16 protein-coding genes are annotated in these 16,869 nt (G+C 66.6%); 14 read left to right on the top strand and 2 right to left on the bottom strand.

The window, feature by feature from the left end; translation table 11 throughout:
- Positions 1-135 precede the first annotated feature (135 nt).
- Positions 136-462: a hypothetical protein gene (locus tag ASC91_RS04645; protein WP_056192984.1), complete on the bottom strand. Its 327-nt coding sequence runs from the start codon at positions 460-462 to the stop codon at positions 136-138.
- Positions 463-597: 135 nt separating this feature from the next.
- Between ASC91_RS04645 and tldD the strand changes: the two genes are divergently transcribed.
- The 6 genes from tldD (at position 598) to ASC91_RS04615 (ending at position 7,363) form a co-directional block, all read left to right on the top strand.
- Positions 598-2,061, top strand: coding sequence for a metalloprotease TldD (gene tldD / locus ASC91_RS04640; RefSeq protein WP_056192981.1), 1,464 nt, complete (start codon positions 598-600; stop codon positions 2,059-2,061).
- A 205-nt stretch (positions 2,062-2,266) separates the two neighbouring features.
- On the top strand, positions 2,267-3,394 hold the full coding sequence (locus tag ASC91_RS04635; RefSeq protein ID WP_056192978.1) for a 3-deoxy-7-phosphoheptulonate synthase: 1,128 nt from the start codon (positions 2,267-2,269) through the stop codon (positions 3,392-3,394).
- 116 nt (positions 3,395-3,510) lie between these two features.
- Positions 3,511-4,218 carry a PEP-CTERM sorting domain-containing protein gene (locus ASC91_RS04630; RefSeq protein ID WP_157281151.1) on the top strand — a complete coding sequence of 236 codons (708 nt, stop codon included), beginning with the start codon at positions 3,511-3,513 and terminating at the stop codon, positions 4,216-4,218.
- 62 nt (positions 4,219-4,280) lie between these two features.
- Positions 4,281-4,592: a hypothetical protein gene (locus ASC91_RS04625; RefSeq protein ID WP_056192972.1), complete on the top strand. Its 312-nt coding sequence runs from the start codon at positions 4,281-4,283 to the stop codon at positions 4,590-4,592.
- A 69-nt stretch (positions 4,593-4,661) separates the two neighbouring features.
- Positions 4,662-6,542, top strand: coding sequence for a molecular chaperone HtpG (gene htpG / locus ASC91_RS04620; RefSeq protein ID WP_056192970.1), 1,881 nt, complete (start codon positions 4,662-4,664; stop codon positions 6,540-6,542).
- Between the two features lie 260 nt (positions 6,543-6,802).
- Complete coding sequence (locus ASC91_RS04615) at positions 6,803-7,363, top strand: GNAT family N-acetyltransferase (protein ID WP_162247736.1); 561 nt, start codon at positions 6,803-6,805, stop codon at positions 7,361-7,363.
- Positions 7,364-7,372: 9 nt separating this feature from the next.
- On the opposite strand, the gene ASC91_RS04610 is transcribed toward ASC91_RS04615, so the two are convergent.
- Complete coding sequence (locus ASC91_RS04610) at positions 7,373-8,083, bottom strand: Crp/Fnr family transcriptional regulator (protein ID WP_056192965.1); 711 nt, start codon at positions 8,081-8,083, stop codon at positions 7,373-7,375.
- 124 nt (positions 8,084-8,207) lie between these two features.
- On the opposite strand from ASC91_RS04610, the gene ASC91_RS04605 reads away from it, so the two are divergent.
- The 8 genes from ASC91_RS04605 to ASC91_RS04570 all read left to right on the top strand — a co-directional run bounded on the left by ASC91_RS04605 (position 8,208) and on the right by ASC91_RS04570 (position 16,839).
- A complete protein-coding gene (locus ASC91_RS04605) occupies positions 8,208-10,154 on the top strand; it encodes a long-chain fatty acid--CoA ligase (RefSeq protein WP_056192962.1) in 1,947 nt (648 codons plus the stop codon).
- Positions 10,151-10,930, top strand: coding sequence for an ABC transporter ATP-binding protein (locus ASC91_RS04600; RefSeq protein ID WP_056192959.1), 780 nt, complete (start codon positions 10,151-10,153; stop codon positions 10,928-10,930). Before ASC91_RS04605 ends, ASC91_RS04600 begins: the two co-directional genes overlap by 4 nt.
- The gene (locus tag ASC91_RS04595) at positions 10,930-11,859 is read left to right on the top strand and encodes a branched-chain amino acid ABC transporter permease (RefSeq protein ID WP_056192957.1); all 930 of its coding nucleotides are present in this window, start codon (positions 10,930-10,932) and stop codon (positions 11,857-11,859) included. Before ASC91_RS04600 ends, ASC91_RS04595 begins: the two co-directional genes overlap by 1 nt.
- A 3-nt stretch (positions 11,860-11,862) precedes the next feature.
- On the top strand, positions 11,863-12,927 hold the full coding sequence (locus tag ASC91_RS04590) for a branched-chain amino acid ABC transporter permease (protein ID WP_056192954.1): 1,065 nt from the start codon (positions 11,863-11,865) through the stop codon (positions 12,925-12,927).
- Between the two features lie 27 nt (positions 12,928-12,954).
- The gene (locus tag ASC91_RS04585; RefSeq protein ID WP_056192952.1) at positions 12,955-14,271 is read left to right on the top strand and encodes an ABC transporter substrate-binding protein; all 1,317 of its coding nucleotides are present in this window, start codon (positions 12,955-12,957) and stop codon (positions 14,269-14,271) included.
- A 156-nt stretch (positions 14,272-14,427) separates the two neighbouring features.
- Positions 14,428-15,234, top strand: a complete 807-nt coding sequence (locus ASC91_RS04580; protein ID WP_056192949.1) for an ABC transporter ATP-binding protein — start codon at positions 14,428-14,430, stop codon at positions 15,232-15,234.
- Positions 15,231-15,530 carry a hypothetical protein gene (locus ASC91_RS04575; RefSeq protein ID WP_057300574.1) on the top strand — a complete coding sequence of 100 codons (300 nt, stop codon included), beginning with the start codon at positions 15,231-15,233 and terminating at the stop codon, positions 15,528-15,530. The genes ASC91_RS04580 and ASC91_RS04575 overlap by 4 nt, the downstream gene beginning before the upstream one ends.
- 73 nt (positions 15,531-15,603) lie before the next feature.
- Positions 15,604-16,839: a phenylacetate--CoA ligase family protein gene (locus ASC91_RS04570; RefSeq protein ID WP_056192942.1), complete on the top strand. Its 1,236-nt coding sequence runs from the start codon at positions 15,604-15,606 to the stop codon at positions 16,837-16,839.
- Positions 16,840-16,869 lie beyond the last annotated feature (30 nt).

The following is a 16,869-nucleotide window of genomic DNA, read 5'->3' as shown; positions in this document are numbered from 1 at the left end:
CCGTGAAGGACGGATACGCCGCATGCTGTGCGGGGCCTCGCCTCGCCGGCCATCCCTAGCAGGCCACCGCCAGGGATGGATTTGTTAGCAGGCGTAATGCATGGGTCATCTGGCTCGACACGCGGCTGCGTTGCGTCACTGCTCCCGGGCGTTGTGCTTCTTGCGGTGGATGTCGCGGCTGGCGCCGTCTTGCATGGCGGTCAGGCGGCGGCGCTCTTTGGCGGTGACGGTGCCGTCGGCCTTGGCCTTCGCCTCGGCGTGGTCGACGCGAGCCTGTTCCTTCTCCAGGCGCTGGGTCTCGTGGGCCGTCAGGCTGCCGCTGGCGGCGCCTTGCGCGATCCGGGCCTGCTGGTTCGCCTCGCGCTGGTCGATGCGAGGCGTGTTGGTGCCGGGCGTCTGTGCGAAGGCGCTGGCACCGGAGAGGGTCAGCAGGGCAATCAGGGCTTTGTGAAAGGTCTTCATCGGGGACTCCTTGGGGACGTCGGGTTGCAAGGTCTGTCCACAACGACGCCTTTTTCCGCGCGGCTGACACCCTGCCGGTAAAGAAGGATGTCCATGTCTTCCAATGCCTGACGCCCGACTTCCTAGAATCAAGCCATGATCGCCGTCGAACCCACCCTGGCCCGCCTGGCCACCGCCCGCTCGCAACTGCTGGAGCCCTTCGGCCTGACCGAGGCCTCGCTCTCGCAGGCGTTGCGCCTCATCACCGAGCATCGCGTCGACGACGCCGACCTCTACTTCCAGACCACGCGCGCCGAGGGCTGGAGCCTGGAGGAGGGTATCGTCAAGAGCGGCAGCTTCAGCATCGACCAAGGCGTCGGCGTGCGCGCCGTGGCCGGCGAGAAGACGGCATTCGCCTACTCGGACGACATCTCGCTCGATTCGCTGCTGGATGCCGCGCGCACCGTGCGCACCATCGCCGCGGCTGGGCAGAGCAAGAAGGTCAAGGTGCCTTCGCAGGGTCGCGTGGCCGGCAGCCGCGAGCTGTACGGCGTGTCCGACCCCATTGCCAGCCTCGACAGTGCCGCCAAGGTCGCACTGCTGGAGCGCGCCGAGAAGATGGCCCGCGCCAAGGACCCGCGCGTCGCTCAGGTCATGGCCGGCCTGGCCGCTGAGCACGAGGTGGTGCTGATCGCGCGTGCCGACGGCACGCTGGCAGCGGACGTGCGCCCGCTGGTGCGCCTGTCCATCACCGTCATCGCCGAGAGCAATGGCCGCCGCGAGGTCGGCTCGGGCGGCGGCGGTGGGCGCTTCGGCCTGGCCTATTTCACTGACGAGATGATCGCCAGCTATGTCGAGCAGGCGGTGCACGCCGCGCTGACGAATCTGGAAAGCCGCCCGGCGCCGGCCGGCGAGATGGTCGTCGTGGTCGGCCCGGGCTGGCCCGGTGTGCTGCTGCATGAAGCTGTTGGCCACGGCCTGGAGGGCGACTTCAACCGCAAGGGCTCGAGCGCCTTTGCCGGCCGCATCGGCCAGCGCGTGGCTTCCAAGGGCGTGACGGTGCTGGACGACGGCACCATCCCCGACCGCCGCGGCTCGCTCAACGTCGACGACGAGGGCTGTGCCAGCCAGCGCAATGTGCTGATCGAGGACGGCATCCTGAAGGGCTATATCCAGGACGCGATGAATGCGCGGCTGATGAAGGTCGCCCCGACCGGCAACGGCCGCCGCGAGAGCTATGCCCATGTGCCGATGCCGCGCATGACCAACACCTACATGCTGGGCGGCAAGGACGATCCCAAGGAGATCGTCGCGTCGATCAAGAAGGGCCTGTACGCCACCAACTTCGGCGGCGGCCAGGTCGACATCACCAGCGGCAAGTTCGTGTTCTCGGCCAGCGAGGCCTACTGGGTCGAGAACGGCAAGATCCAGTACCCGGTCAAGGGTGCCACCATCATTGGCAACGGCCCGGACGCGCTGACCCGCGTCAGCATGATCGGCAATGACATGGCGCTGGACACCGGTGTGGGCGTCTGCGGCAAGGAAGGGCAGAGCGTGCCGGTGGGGGTCGGGCAGCCGACGTTGCGGATCGAGGGATTGACGGTGGGTGGCACGGCTTGAAAGCCTGGCTTGGCGCTTCACGAACGACTGCGCCGGCCAGCGTGCTAGATTCCGCTCCCATGTCCCGCGCTGCTTACTTTAGCTTTTGGTTTTTTCCCCGCCCCGGCGGTGGAGAGTCCTGAGCGCGCGCGCTGAACCCAGACTCCCTACAAACCGCCGGGCCCGCAAAGCCCGGCGGTTTTTTGTTTTCTGAAAGGCTGATCCGATGAACGCCAAAGTCTCCTCCGTCGAACCCGAAGCCCAGCGCTGGTACTCCCAGGACGACAAGACCAGTGCCACCGACGACGAGCGCATCGTCGACGTCACGCCGCTGCCGCCGCCGGAACATCTGATCCGCTTCTTCCCCATCCGCGGCACGGCGATGGAGAACCTGATCGGCCAGACCCGCCAGCGCATCCGCAGGATCATGAGCGGCGAGGACGACCGGCTGCTCGTCGTCATCGGCCCCTGCTCCATCCACGACCCGACGGCCGCCATCGAGTACGCCCGCAAGCTCAAGGAGCAGCGCGAGAAGTACGCCGGCACGCTGGAGATCGTCATGCGCGTCTACTTCGAGAAGCCACGCACCACCGTCGGCTGGAAGGGCCTGATCAACGACCCCTACCTGGACGAGAGCTACCGCATCGACGAAGGCCTGCGCATCGCCCGCCAGCTGCTGCTGGAGATCAACCGCCTGGGCGTGCCGGCCGGCAGCGAGTTCCTTGACGTCATCTCGCCGCAGTACATCGGCGACTTGATCGCCTGGGGCGCCATCGGTGCGCGCACGACCGAAAGCCAGGTGCACCGCGAGCTGGCTTCGGGCCTCTCGGCGCCCATCGGCTTCAAGAACGGCACCGATGGCAACATCAAGATCGCCACCGATGCCATCCAGGCCGCCGCCCGCGGCCACCACTTCCTGTCGGTGCACAAGAACGGCCAGGTCGCCATCGTCGAGACGCGCGGCAATGCCGACTGCCACGTCATCCTGCGCGGCGGCAAGGCGCCCAACTACGACGCCAAGAGTGTCGCCGAGGCCTGCGCTGACCTGGCCAAGTCCAAGCTGCCGCAGCGCCTGATGGTGGACTGTTCGCACGCCAACTCCAGCAAGCAGCACCAGCGCCAGCTGGACGTGGCGCGCGACATTGCCGGCCAGATGCGCGAGGGCGGCAAGAGCATCTTCGGCGTCATGGTGGAAAGCCACCTGCATGACGGCGCCCAGAAGTTCACGCCCGGCAAGGACGACCCGGCCGCACTCGAATACGGCAAGAGCATCACCGATGCCTGCCTGGGCTGGGACGACTCCCTGGCCGTGCTGGACGTGCTGTCCGAGGCGGTTCGCGCGACACGGGCCTGATCGCACTGGCGCTTGAGTGCGGGCCCCCGAATCAAGGGGTAAATCAAGGGGTCGGGGGCGCGGCCCGGCGCGCCCGGGAGTAGCCTGAGCCTTTGGGCATCCTGAGGATCAGCACCATGCGACATCTACTGCTTGCGGCCGCTTTCTCTGCCCTGCTCGCCGCCCCCGCGCAGGCGGTGGTGGTCATTGGGTTCGAAGGCGTGAACGCCACTTATCCCAGCACCAGCTACGCCGACATCCTGAGCTTTTACAGCGGCGGCACCAGCAGCCAGGGCACGACGGGCGCCAATCTGGGCGCGACCTTCGCGAGCAACGCGGTGGCGGTTTGCCTGAATGCGCTGGGCGGAAGCTGCTCGAATGCCTCGCGCGGCGGCCTGTCGGTGACCTCGTCGCAGGGCGGTATGGGCATCGGCAGTGGCACCTCAACGTATTTCGACTTTCCCAGCGGCTTCAGCTTCGCGATCGGCTTCAGCTACGCGGTGGCGCCTGGCTCGGTGGCAACTATTTCTGCCTACAGCGGCCTGGGCGGCAACGGTGCACTGTTGGCGCCGCCGCTGGTGCTGCTGCCGGGCTCGCCAGGTTGCGCGGCCTACAACGCCAGCCGGTGCCCCTTCGGGCCGGGCGGGTACTCCTTCTCGGGCGTGGCGAAGTCGGTGGTGTTTACCGGGCAGCCGGGCAAGGTGGTGTGGGACGACCTGACCCTGGGCGCCAACGACCCGCAGTCTCCCGTGCCGGAGCCCGCAGCCTGGCTGAGCTTGATGCTCGGCCTTGCATCGCTGACTGTCCTGGGGCGGCGCCAAGCCCTGCCCCGGTCGCGTGACTGAGCGCGGGTCCTCCAGCAGTCGTCCTCGACCCGGATCGTCGGTCCACTGACACAATCCGGGCCATGCAAGCCCGGATCACCGTCATCTTCGCCACCGGCGCGCCGGTCGACATCCAGCTCGACGGCACCGAGGTGCTGGGCTTCGAGGCCGCCCGCCGCTGGCTGGACGAGAACTTCGTCCGCCTGGAGTGCGAGCCCCTGCGAGGCTCGGGCAAGGTGCTGCTGGCCGACAAGCTGGTGGGCGTCGCGCTGGCCGCAGGGCCGGCCGCGTTTGCCGATGCCGCCTGGGCGCTGGACTACGCCCGCGCGGCGGCTGGTTCGCTGTCCAAGGCGCTGATCAAAGTCGATGTGCCACGGCTTGCAGTTTCCTACTGACGCCCCCACTTGAACTCCTGCCGCGCGGCCCGACCTGAGGCCGCGTTTTGTTTTGATGGACACCTCACCATGACCAAGCAAACCCACGCCTTCCAGGCCGAAGTCAAGCAGATCCTGCACCTCGTCACGCATTCGCTGTACTCCAACAAGGAGATCTTCCTGCGTGAGCTGGTGAGCAACGCCAGCGACGCCTGCGACAAGTTGCGCTTCGAGGCGCTGGACAACGCGGCGCTCTGGGAAGACCAGACCAGCCTGGAGGTGCGCGTCAGCTTTGATGAGGAAGCCAAGACGCTGACCATCAGCGACAACGGCATCGGCATGAGCGCCGACGAGGCTGCCTCGCATCTGGGCACCATCGCCAAGAGCGGCACGCGCGAGTTCATGGCCAAGCTGGAAGGCGACCAGAAGAAGGACGCCCAGCTGATCGGCCAGTTCGGCGTGGGCTTCTACTCCGGCTTCATCGTCGCCGACCGCATCACCGTCGAGACCCGCCGTGCCGGTCTGCCGGTGGACCAGGCCGTGCGCTGGAGCAGCGAAGGCACCGGCGAGTACGAGCTGGAGACCATCACCAAGGCTGGCCGCGGCACCGACGTCATCCTGCACCTGCGCGACGGCGAGGAAGAGTTCCTGAAGACCTGGCGCGTCAAGTCGACCATCAGCAAGTACAGCGACCACATTTCGCTCCCCATCCTGATGAAGAAGGAAGAGTGGGACGCGGACAACGCCAAGCAGGTCGTGCTCGACGAATGGGAGCCGGTCAACAAGGCTTCGGCGCTGTGGTCGCGTTCCAAGAGCGAGGTCACGCAAGAACAGTACGAAGAGTTCTACAAGCAGATCAGCCACGACAGCGACGCGCCGCTGGCCTACACGCACAACCGCGTCGAGGGCCGCAGCGAGTACACCCAGCTGCTCTACATCCCGCAGAAGGCGCCCTTCGACCTTTGGAACCGCGACAAGCGCGGCGGCGTGAAGCTCTACGTGAAGCGCGTCTTCATCATGGACGACGCCGAGGCGCTGATGCCGGTCTACCTGCGCTTCGTCAAGGGCGTGATCGACTCGGCCGACCTGCCGCTGAACGTCAGCCGTGAGCTGCTGCAGGAAAGCCGCGACGTGAAGGCCATCCGCGAGGGCTCCACCAAGCGCGTGCTGGGCATGCTGGAAAGCCTGGCCAACAGCGAGGAGCAGGCCGACAAGGACAAGTACGCCGCCTTCTGGAAGGACTTCGGCCAGGTGCTCAAGGAAGGCATCGGCGAAGACCACCAGAACCAGGAACGCCTGGCCAAGCTGTTCCGCTTTGCCTCGACGCATGCGGACGCCAACGTCAGCCTGGCCGACTATGTGTCGCGCATGAAGGACGGCCAGGACGTCATCTACTACATCACCGCCGATTCGCTCGCTGCTGCGAAGCACAGCCCACAGCTAGAGATCTTCCGCAAGAAGGGCATCGAGGTGCTGCTGTTGGTCGACCGCGTCGACGAGTGGATGCTCAGCCACCTCTATGAATTCGAAGGCAAGACGCTGCAGTCCGTCGCCAAGGGCGCGGTCGACCTGGGCAAGCTGCTGGACGAGGACGAGAAGAAGAAGGCCGACGAGACGGCAGAGAGCCTGAAGCCGCTGCTGGACAAGCTGAAAGAAGCGCTGAAGGACCGTGCCAAGGACGTGCGCGTGACAACCCGCCTGGTCGACTCGCCCGCCTGCATCGTCGTGGAAGAGGGCGACATGAGCGGCCATCTGGCGCGCCTGTTGAAGCAGGCCGGCCAGACCGCGCCTGAGAGCAAGCCAACGCTGGAGATCAACGCCGAGCACGCACTGGTGAAGAAGCTGGATGGCAGCGATCACTTCGACGACCTCGCCCAGGTGCTGTTCGACCAGGCCGTGCTGGCCGAAGGCGGTCACCTGGAAGACCCGGCGGCCTATGTGAAGCGCGTCAACGCGCTGCTGACGGGTTGACCGTCGCGGCGCTGTAGTTCAGCGCCAGGCCCGGTCCTTGAGTCCGGGCCGGTCTGGGCGCCGGCGGCCTTGCTGGTCCGCCGAGTCGGCCCTGCTTCTGCGCTCTTTACGTGGCTTTGTGACGGTTTTGCGACAGGTCCCGTGCCCCCGGGCTTTCGCCTCGGCCGGCTCGCGGCTACCCTCCTAGGGTTTCCACCGAGTTTGCGTCGTACATGGTTCCGAGTGAGTTCTGCGCCTCTGTTGCGGCCGTGCCAGCGGCCATGGTGACCCGACGCCTCGTGTTGAGGCCACCGCGGGAAAGCGATCTGGATACCCTGACGGCGCTGCATGCCGACCCGGCGGTGAACCGTTTCTGTGCCGCCGCGACGCCGCACGGCCGCGCGGCCACCGAAACCCAGTTGCAGGCCTGGCTTGCTCACTGGCAGACGCGGGGTTTCGGCCACTGGGCCATCGCCGAGCGCGAACAACCTGAGACGCTGATCGGCTTTGGCGGCCTGATGCACCGCAGCGTTGCCGGCCACGCCGGCCTCTACCTTTACTACCGCATCACGCCCCAGGCCTGGGGCCGCGGCCTGGCATCGGAAATGGCCCAGCATGCGATGAGCCAGGCTTTCGAACAGCACCACGAAAGTACCGTCGTCGCTGCCGTTTTGCCCAGCAATGCGCCAACGCGCAAGACGCTGGAGTGTCTGGGCCTGCGCATGAAAGGCACATTGGCCGATGGCCCCGGCAGCGCCGCTGCGCTGCTCTATGAGCTGGGTGCCGACCGTTGGGCTGCCCTGCCCAAGGTCGAACCTGAAGCCATCGCCTTCGCGGCCTGAGCCTGAAACTCAACCCGCAAACCGCCTCAGGCCGACGAGGTCCAGCACCCGCAGGCCGCCATATTCGATGCGGATCAGGTTGGCATCGCTCAAGCGGTGCAGCGCCTGGTTCACCCGCTGGCGCGACAACCCCACCAGATAGCCCAGCTCCTGCTGCGTGATGCGCAGCCAGTTGCCCACGCCTGGGTAGAGGGTCGGGTGGAAGAGGGCGGCGAGGTTGCGGGCGACGCGCACGTCGGGGTCGTGGATGCGGTCGGTCTCTCGCGCAGCGATGAACTGGCCCAGGCGTTCGTTCAGCTGGTCCAGCACGAAGCGGTTGAAGGCGATGCTGCCGTCGAGCAGCGCATGGAAGCTCTCGATGGGCAGGCCGGCCACGACGCTGGGCCGCAGGGCCTGGATGTTGTAGCGGTAGACCTCGCGCTTGAGCAGGGTGCCCTCGCCAAACCAGCCGCCCGGCGGGATGCCGGTGAAGGTGACGGCTGCGCCCAGCGAGTCGTCGTTGTTCATCTTCAGCAGGCCCTCGACGACGCCAAACCACAAGGTGGCTGGTCGGCCGATGCGGCACAGCCGCTCGCCGGGCTCGGCATCGCCGACCTCCAGCGTCGTGAGAGCGCGCTCGCGCAACGGGCCGTCGAGCAGCTTCAGCCAGGGGATGGCATCCAGCTCAGCCGGCGCTGGCCGGCGTGTGCGTTGTCTGAGCGGCAGCGGCGTGTTGGCCATGGGGGCGGGAAAGTCTGGGCCGTGAAGACCCCTAAATTGTCGTCGTACGGACAGATGGGCGTCAAAGTACTGACCAGAATGGGGCTCACAGACGCAGGCTCCAGCCCGCGCATTGGAGACAGGCTTGACGACCTTCCCCCGGCTCTTGCTCGACCACGCCGCCCAGCGGCCAGACGCGCCCGCGTTGCGCGAGAAGGCTTACGGCGTGTGGCAGACGCTGTCGTGGGCGCGGCTGGCGGCATTGGTGCAGGAGCTGGCTCTGGGGCTGTCGGCCGCCGGCCTGCGTCGTGGTGAGCATCTCGTGGTCGTCGGCGAAAACCGGCCGCGCCTGTACGCCAGCATGCTGGCCGCGCAATGCCTGGGCGCCATCCCAGTGCCGCTTTATCAAGACGCCGTCGCCGCCGAATTCGTCTTCCCGCTGAACAACGCGGAGATCGCGTTTGCCATCGTCGAGGACCAGGAGCAGGTCGACAAGCTGCTGGAGCTGCGCGAGCAATGCCCCCAGTTGAAGCGCATCTGGTTCGACGACCCACGCGGCCTGCGCAACTACGACGAGCCGGGTCTCGCTTCGCTGGACGAGCTGGCTACGCGGGGCCGCGCCTATGCGGCCGAGCGACCCGAGTTCTTCGCCGCCGAGGTGGCGGCCTGCCTGCCCGGTGACGTCGCGGCGCTGTTCTTCACCTCCGGCACGACGGGCAACCCCAAGGGCGTCATGCACACCCATGCGACGCTGATCGACCGCGCCCAGGCCGGCCAGCGCTTCGACAAGCTGACGTCCGACGAAGAGGTGCTGGCCTATCTGCCGCCGGCCTGGGTGGGCCAGAACATCTTCAGCTATGCGCAGTGGCTGGCCGTGGGCTATGTCGTCAACTGCCCGGAGTCGGCGTCCACCGTCAGCATCGACCTGAAAGAAGTCGGCCCGACCTACTACTTCGCGCCGCCGCGGGTCTTCGAAGGTCTGCTGACGACGGTCATGATCCGCATGGAGGATGCGTCGGCGATCAAGCGCTGGCTGTTCGAGCGCTGCATGACGCTGGCCCGCCGCGTCGGCCCGCGGCTGATGGACAAGCAGCCGGTGGGCCTGCTGGACCGCATCGCCTATGCGCTGGGCGATGTGCTGATCTATGGCCCGCTGCGCAACACGCTGGGCTTCTCGCGCGTGCGGGTCGCCTACACAGCCGGCGAGGCCATCGGCCCCGACCTGTTCAGCTTCTACCGCGCCATCGGCATCAACTTGAAGCAGCTCTACGGCTCGACGGAGACGGCCGTGTTTGTCTGCCTGCAGCCCGACCACGAGGCGCGCTCCGACACGGTGGGCGTGCCCATCGACGGCGTGGAGATCAAGCTGACCGACAGCGGCGAACTGCTGGTGCGCTCGCCCGGCCTGCTCAAGGGCTATTACAAGAACGACGCCGCCACGGCCGAAGCGCTGACGCCGGATGGCTGGTTCCACACCGGCGACGCCGGCTTCCTGACGCCGGGCGGCCACCTGAAGATCATCGACCGCGCCAAGGATGTCGGGCGCCTGATGGGCGGCGCCTTCGACGGCGCCATGTTTGCGCCCAAGTATGTCGAGAACAAGCTGAAGTTCTTCCCGCACATCAAGGAGGCGGTCTGCTTTGGCGACAAGCGCGACAAGGTCTGCGCCTTCATCAACATCGACTTCGAGGCCGTCGGCAACTGGGCCGAGCGCCGCAACCTGCCGTATGCGGGCTACACGGACCTGGCCCAGCGCCAAGAGGTCTATGAACTCATCCTCGACTGCGTCGAGAAGGTCAACGCCGACCTGGCCCAGGACGAGCTGCTGGCCGGCAGCCAGATCAGCCGCTTCCTGGTGCTGCACAAGGAGCTGGACGCCGACGACGGCGAACTGACGCGCACGCGCAAGGTCCGCCGCGGTGCCATCGCCGAGAAGTACGGCGTGTTGATCGATGCGCTCTACGACGGCAAGGTCTCGCAGTACATCGAGACCCAGGTCAAGTTCGAGGACGGCCGCACCTCCATGGTCGCGGCCGACCTGCGCATCGTCGAGGCGCGCACCTTTCCGGCCGTGAAAGGCCAGGCCGCATGAAGAAGATCGGCGACGTCGTCCTGGAGGTGAAGAACATCTCGCTGGCCTTTGGCGGCGTGAAGGCGCTGACCGACATCAGCTTTGACGTGCGAGAGCACGAGGTGCGCGCCATCATCGGCCCCAACGGCGCCGGCAAGAGCTCGATGCTGAACTGCATCAATGGCGTTTACCAGCCCCAGCAGGGCGCCATCACCTTGCGCGGCCGCACCTTCAAGGGCATGAGCCCGCGCCAGGTCGCCGAGATGGGTGTGGCGCGCACCTTCCAGAATCTGGCCCTGTTCAAGGGCATGAGCGTGCTGGACAACATCATGACCGGCCGCAATCTGCGCATGAAGCGCGGCCTGTTTTGGCAGGCCCTGCACCTCGGCCCCGCGCGGCGCGAGGAAAGCGAACAGCGCGAGGCGGTGGAGCGCATCATCGACTTCCTCGAGATCCAGGCCTACCGCAAGACGCCGGTCGGCCGCCTGCCCTATGGCCTGCAAAAGCGCGTCGACCTGGGGCGCGCGCTGGCCATGGAGCCCAGCCTCTTACTGCTGGACGAGCCCATGGCCGGCATGAATGTCGAAGAGAAGCAGGACATGTGCCGCTTCATCCTCGACGTGAACAACGAGTTCGGCACCACCATCGTGCTGATCGAGCACGACATGGGCGTCGTCATGGACATCTCGGACCGCGTCGTCGTGCTGGACTACGGCAAGAAGATCGGCGATGGCGCGCCCGATGAGGTGCGCAAGAACGAAGACGTCATCAAGGCCTATCTCGGAGCGAGCCACTGATGGGACCCTTCCTCGAAACCCTGATCGGCGGCCTGATGGCCGGGATGCTCTATTCGCTGATTGCGTTGGGCTTCGTGCTGATCTTCAAGGCCAGCGGCGTCTTCAACTTCGCCCAGGGCGCGATGGTGTTGTTTGCAGCGCTGGCGATGGCGCGCTTTGCCGAGTGGATTCAGAAATACACAGGCCTGGACGGCAAGGTCGTCGTCAACCTGCTGGCCTTCGTGGGCGCGCTTGCGGTGATGGTCGTTGTCGCCTGGCTGGTGGAGAGGCTGGCGCTGTCCAAGCTCGTCAACCAGGAAGGCGTGACGCTGTTGATGGCCACGCTCGGCATCGCCTACCTGCTTGAAGGCCTGGGCCAGACGCTGTTCGGCAACGACATCTACAAGATCGACATCGGCCTGCCCAAGGACCCGATGTTCCTGTTCGAGGACGTCTTTCAGGGCGGCATCCTCGTCAGCAAGGAAGACCTCTATGCCGCGCTGATCGCGGCAGCATTGGTCGCGGGGCTGTCGCTGTTCTTCCAGAAGACCGCCACCGGCCGCGCGCTGCGCGCCGTGGCTGACGACCACCAGGCCGCACAGAGCATCGGCATCCCGCTGTCGCGCATCTGGGTCATCGTCTGGAGCGTGGCCGGCTTCGTCGCGCTGGTGGCCGGGATGATCTGGGGCAGCAAGCTGGGGGTGCAGTTCTCGCTGTCTCTTGTCGCGCTGAAGGCGTTGCCGGTCGTCATCCTCGGCGGGCTGACCAGCGTGCCGGGTGCCATCGTCGGCGGACTCTTGATCGGTGTTGGCGAGAAGTTGTCCGAGGCTTACCTGGGCCCCATGCTCGGCGGCGGCATCGAATACTGGTTCGGTTACGTGCTGGTTCTTGTCGTGCTGCTCGTCAGGCCTCAAGGGCTGTTTGGCGAGAAGATCATTGATCGGGTTTGAACCATGCTGTACAGAGAGAACGGCCAGTTCAAGACCAGCTACTCGGCGGACAGCCAGATCCTGCCCATCCGGCAGGATCGCATCGCAATGGCGCTGATGCTGATCGCTGCGTTTGTCGTCGTTCCGCTGGTGTCCAGCGAGTACCTGCTGCGCGCCATCTTCATCCCCTTCCTGATCCTGTCCCTCGCCGCTTTAGGCCTGAACGTGCTGGTCGGCTACTGCGGACAGATCTCGCTGGGCTCGGGCGCTTTCATGGCCGTGGGCGCCTATGTGGCCTACAACTGCCAGGCTCGCTTCGAGGGCATGCCGCTGATCGTGTCGCTGTTGGCCGGCGGCTTGGGTGCCACCGTGCTGGGCGTGGCCTTTGGCCTGCCGTCGCTGCGCATCAAGGGCCTCTACCTCGCGGTGGCAACTTTGGCGGCGCAGTTCTTTGTCGACTGGGCCTGCCTGCGCCTGCCCTGGGTCACCAACGGTTCTTCCTCAGGGTCGGTCAGTGTGGCGGGGCTGAGCCTCTTCGGCTTCAGCGTCGAGTCGCCGGCATCGCGCTACTTGCTGTGCCTGGCCTTCGTCGTCGTCTTCTCGCTGGCAACCAAGAACCTCGTGCGCGGCCACATCGGCCGGTCGTGGATGGCCATGCGCGACATGGATGTGGCGGCCGCCGTCATCGGCATCCGCCCCATGCAGGCCAAGCTCAGCGCCTTTGCCGTCAGCAGCTTCATCATCGGCGTGGCCGGTGCGCTGTGGGGCTTCGTGCACCTGGGTTCGTGGGAGCCGGCCGCCTTCGGCATCAACCGCAGCTTCGACCTGCTCTTCATGGTCATCATCGGCGGCCTGGGTTCGATCTCGGGCGCCTTCTTCGGCGCGGCCTTCATCGTCGTGCTGCCGCTGATCCTGGACAAGCTGCCCTACTGGACCGGCCTGCCGATCGACACCGCCACCGCCTCGCACCTCGCGCTGATGATCTTCGGCGCCCTCATCGTGTTCTTCCTGATCAAGGAACCACACGGCCTCGCGCGACTCTGGGCGACCGCCAAGGAAAAGCTCAGACTCTGGCCCTTCCCGCATTGATACCCACAACGACAAGGAGACAGCCCCATGAAGACTCTCATCACCTGCGCGGCCCTGGCCGCCCTGCAACTCTTCGCGGCCCCCGCGGCTATGGCGCAAGCCAAGGAGCAGTTCTTCCCGTTGCTGGTGTATCGCACGGGCCCTTACTCACCCAATGGCACGCCCTGGGCCAATGGCAAGCAGGACTACATCAAGCTCATCAACGCCCGCGATGGCGGCGTCAACGGCGTGAAGCTCACGTTCGAGGAGTGCGAGACCGGCTATGCCACCGACAAGGGCGTGGAGTGCTATGAGCGCTTGAAGGGCAAGGGCGCGACGCTGTTCGACCCGCAGGCCACCGGCATCACCTTTGCGCTGACCGACAAGGTGCCCAACGACAAGATCCCGCTGATCACGCTGGGCTACGGCCTGTCCGCTTCGGCCGATGGCGGCGTATTCGCGTGGAACTTCCCGCTGATGGGCAGCTACTGGACGGCGGCCGACATCCTCATCCAGCACATCGCCAAGAAGGAAGGCGGCCTGGACAAGCTCAAGGGCAAGAAGATCGCCCTGGTCTATCACGACAGCCCTTTCGGCAAGGAGCCCATCCCGCTGCTGGAAGAGCGCAGCAAGATGCATGGTTTCGAGCTGGTGAAGATCCCGGTCACCGCGCCCGGCGTGGAGCAGAAGAGCGCCTGGCTGCAGGTGCGCCAGCAAAAGCCCGACTACACGCTGCTGTGGGGCTGGGGCGTCATGAACTCCACCGCGCTGAAAGAGGCCCAGGCCACCGGCTACCCGCGCGACAAGATGTATGGCGTCTGGTGGTCGGGCGCCGAGCCCGATGTGAAGGACGTGGGCGAGGGCGCCAAGGGCTACAACGCGTTGAACCTGAACACCTCCGGCCAGACCCCGAAGGTCATCCAGGACATCCTCAAGCTCGTGCATGAGAAGGGACAGGGCACGGGCCCGAAGGACGAGGTCGGCTCGGTGCTCTACACGCGCGGCCTGGTCATCCAGGCGCTCGGCGTGGAGGCCGTGCGGCGTGCGCAGGAGCGTTTCGGCAAGGGCAAGGTCATGACCGGCGAGCAAGTGCGCTGGGGCCTGGAGAACCTGGCGCTGGACGACAAGAAGCTGGCCTCGCTGGGCCTGAACGGCGTGATCCGCCCGATCAGCACCAGCTGCTATGACCACCAGGGTTCGACCTGGGCGCGCATCCACACCTGGGACGGCGCGAAGTGGAGCTTCAGCAGCGATTGGTACGAGGCGGACGCACAGATCATCAAGCCGATGGTGAAGGCGGCGGCGGACAAGTACGCGGGAGAGAAGAAGCTTACTCGGCGGACGCCTGCTGAGTGCCAGAGCTGAGCCGCGCGGCGGCTCAGCTCTTCGAGCTGGCAATGCCCCGCTCCCACCCCTTCCCCGCCCTCCGTGAGGGCGGGGTGCTGAGGCCCCACCCCTGTCCCCTCCCCCACGGGGAGGGGCGCCACCCGCGAGAGCATCCATGCTGAGGAAAGAGTTGCGATGACAGCCCCCCTCCTGAACGTCAACGGCATCGAAGTCATCTACAACCACGTCATCCTCGTGCTCAAGGGCGTGTCCCTGCAGGTAGCCGAGGGCCAGGTGGTGGCCTTGCTGGGGGGCAATGGCGCCGGCAAGACCACCACGCTGCGCGCGGTGTCCAACCTGCTGGAAGGCGAGCGCGGCGAGGTCACTAAGGGCAGCATCGAGCTGCGCGGCGAGCGCATCGAGAAGCTGTCCACCTCGGCCATGGTGGAGCGCGGGGTGGTGCAGGTCATGGAGGGCCGGCACTGCTTCGCCCACCTGACCATCGAGGAGAACCTGATGACCGGCGCCTACACGCGCAAGGACGGGCGTGGGGCCGTGGCGGCGACGCTGGACAAGGTCTACACCTACTTCCCGCGCCTGAAGACGCGCCGCACCAGCCAGGCGGCCTACACGTCGGGCGGCGAGCAGCAGATGTGCGCCATCGGCCGCGCGCTGATGGCCAACCCCAAGATGGTGTTGCTGGACGAGCCGTCCATGGGCCTGGCGCCGCAGATCGTCGAGGAGGTGTTCGAGATCGTGCGCGACCTCAACACCAAGGAGAGGACGACCTTCCTGCTGGCCGAGCAGAACACCAGCATGGCGCTGCGTTATGCCGACTACGGCTACATCCTGGAGAACGGCCGCGTCGTCATGGACGGCGCTGCCAGCGCATTGCGCGAGAACGAGGACGTCAAGGAGTTCTATCTCGGCGTGGGCGGGGAAGGGCGACGCAGTTTCAAGGACGTGAAGAGCTACAAGCGAAGGAAGAGGTGGCTGGCATGAGTGACGACAACTGGGAGATGGCGCCGCCACCTTTTGATGCGGATTCGGCGCTGCTGACGATGAAGCGCTTCGCGCGCGACCAACGCGTGCTGGCCGAGCGGGGCGAAGGCTGGATGCTGGGCGCCGACGTGGTGCTCAAGCTGGCGGTGGAGGGTGCGACCGTCAAGGTCCAGCTCACCAAGCGCCCGGCGCGCACGCCCGAGTGGGACACCTTCACGCTGAAGTCCGCGACCGAGCTGCGCAAGTTGCAGGACGAGATCAAGCGCCGGCTCACGCGTTGGAAGGACGAGGAGTGAGCGCCGCGCCGGGCCGCCCCAAGCAAGCTCGCTCCCGCTTGGCGGGACAGACCGTAGGCCGAAGGGTGCACCAATGAGCTCGGAGTTCTTCGACGCGCTGGAGACGCGCGACCCGGCCGCGCGTGAGGCCGCGCTGATGGCTGCGCTGCCGGAACAGATCGCGCATGCCCAATCCAGCAGTCCGGCCTACACCGAGCTGTTGGTCGGCGTCGATGCGAACGCGATCACGTCGCGGGCCGCGCTGGCCACGTTGCCGCTGACGCGCAAGAGCAGCCTCGCCGCCGCCCAGGCCGCTCGGCGCGCACTGCGCTTGGGCGGATTTGCGGCCGGCATGCCGCGGCGCATCTTCCAGTCGCCCGGGCCGCTCTACGAACCCGAGCCCGATGCCGACGGCGCCGACCCCTGGCGCGTCGCCCGCGCACTGCATGCGGCGGGCATCCGCGCCGGCCAGCTCGCGCATGTGGGCTTCAGCTATCACCTGACCCCGGCTGGCGCCATGATGGAAGCGGGCCTGCGCGCCATCGGTGCTGCCAGCTTTCCCGGCGGCATTGGCAATACCGAATTGCAGCTGCAGGCCCTCCTGGACCTGCAGCCCGAGGCCTATGCCGGCACGCCCAGCCTGCTGCGCATCTTGCTCGAGAAGGCGGCCGAGGGCGGGCACGTGCTGCCTTATCTGCAGTGTGCCCTGGTCAGCGGTGAGGCCTGCCCGCCGGCGCTCGTTGCATGGTTTTCCGCACGCGGCGTCGATGCCTACCAGTGCTATGCGACGGCCGACCTCGGCCTCATCGCCTACCAGACCACGGCGCGTGAAGGCCTGGTCGTCGACGAAGGCGTCATCGTCGAGATCGTGCGGCCCGGCTCTGCTGAGCCTGTGCCGGACGGCGAGGTCGGCGAAGTCATCGTGACGACGCTGAGCGCCGGCTACCCGCTGATCCGCTTTGCCACCGGCGACCTCTCTGCCGTGCTGGCCGGTGCCAGTCCTTGTGGCCGCACCAACCAGCGCCTGCGCGGCTGGCTGGGCCGGGCGGACCAGTCGGCCAAGGTGCGTGGCATGTTCGTGCACGCGGGCCAAGTGGCCGAGGTGCTGGCGCGCTGTGGCCAGCGCGGCCGGGCGCGCCTCATCGTCGACGGCGAGCTGGCCAATGACCGCATGTGCCTGCAGCTTGAGGCCGCGCCGGCCGAGGGCCTGGTGGAGCAGCTGCAGACGGCGCTGCGCGACATCACCAAGCTGCGGGGCGAGGTCGAGCTGCTGGCGGCGGGCAGCCTGCCCAACGACGGCCGGGTCATCGAGGATCGCCGCCCCGTGTGACGCGCGTTTGAAGACCTCGGGGCCGACCTG

Origin of the sequence: Pelomonas sp. Root1237 (assembly GCF_001425055.1) — a bacterium.
In the GTDB taxonomy this organism is placed as follows: domain Bacteria; phylum Pseudomonadota; class Gammaproteobacteria; order Burkholderiales; family Burkholderiaceae_C; genus Pelomonas.
The sequence above is the reverse complement of the archived record's forward strand: the minus strand, read 5'-3'. Positions and strand labels throughout refer to the sequence as shown.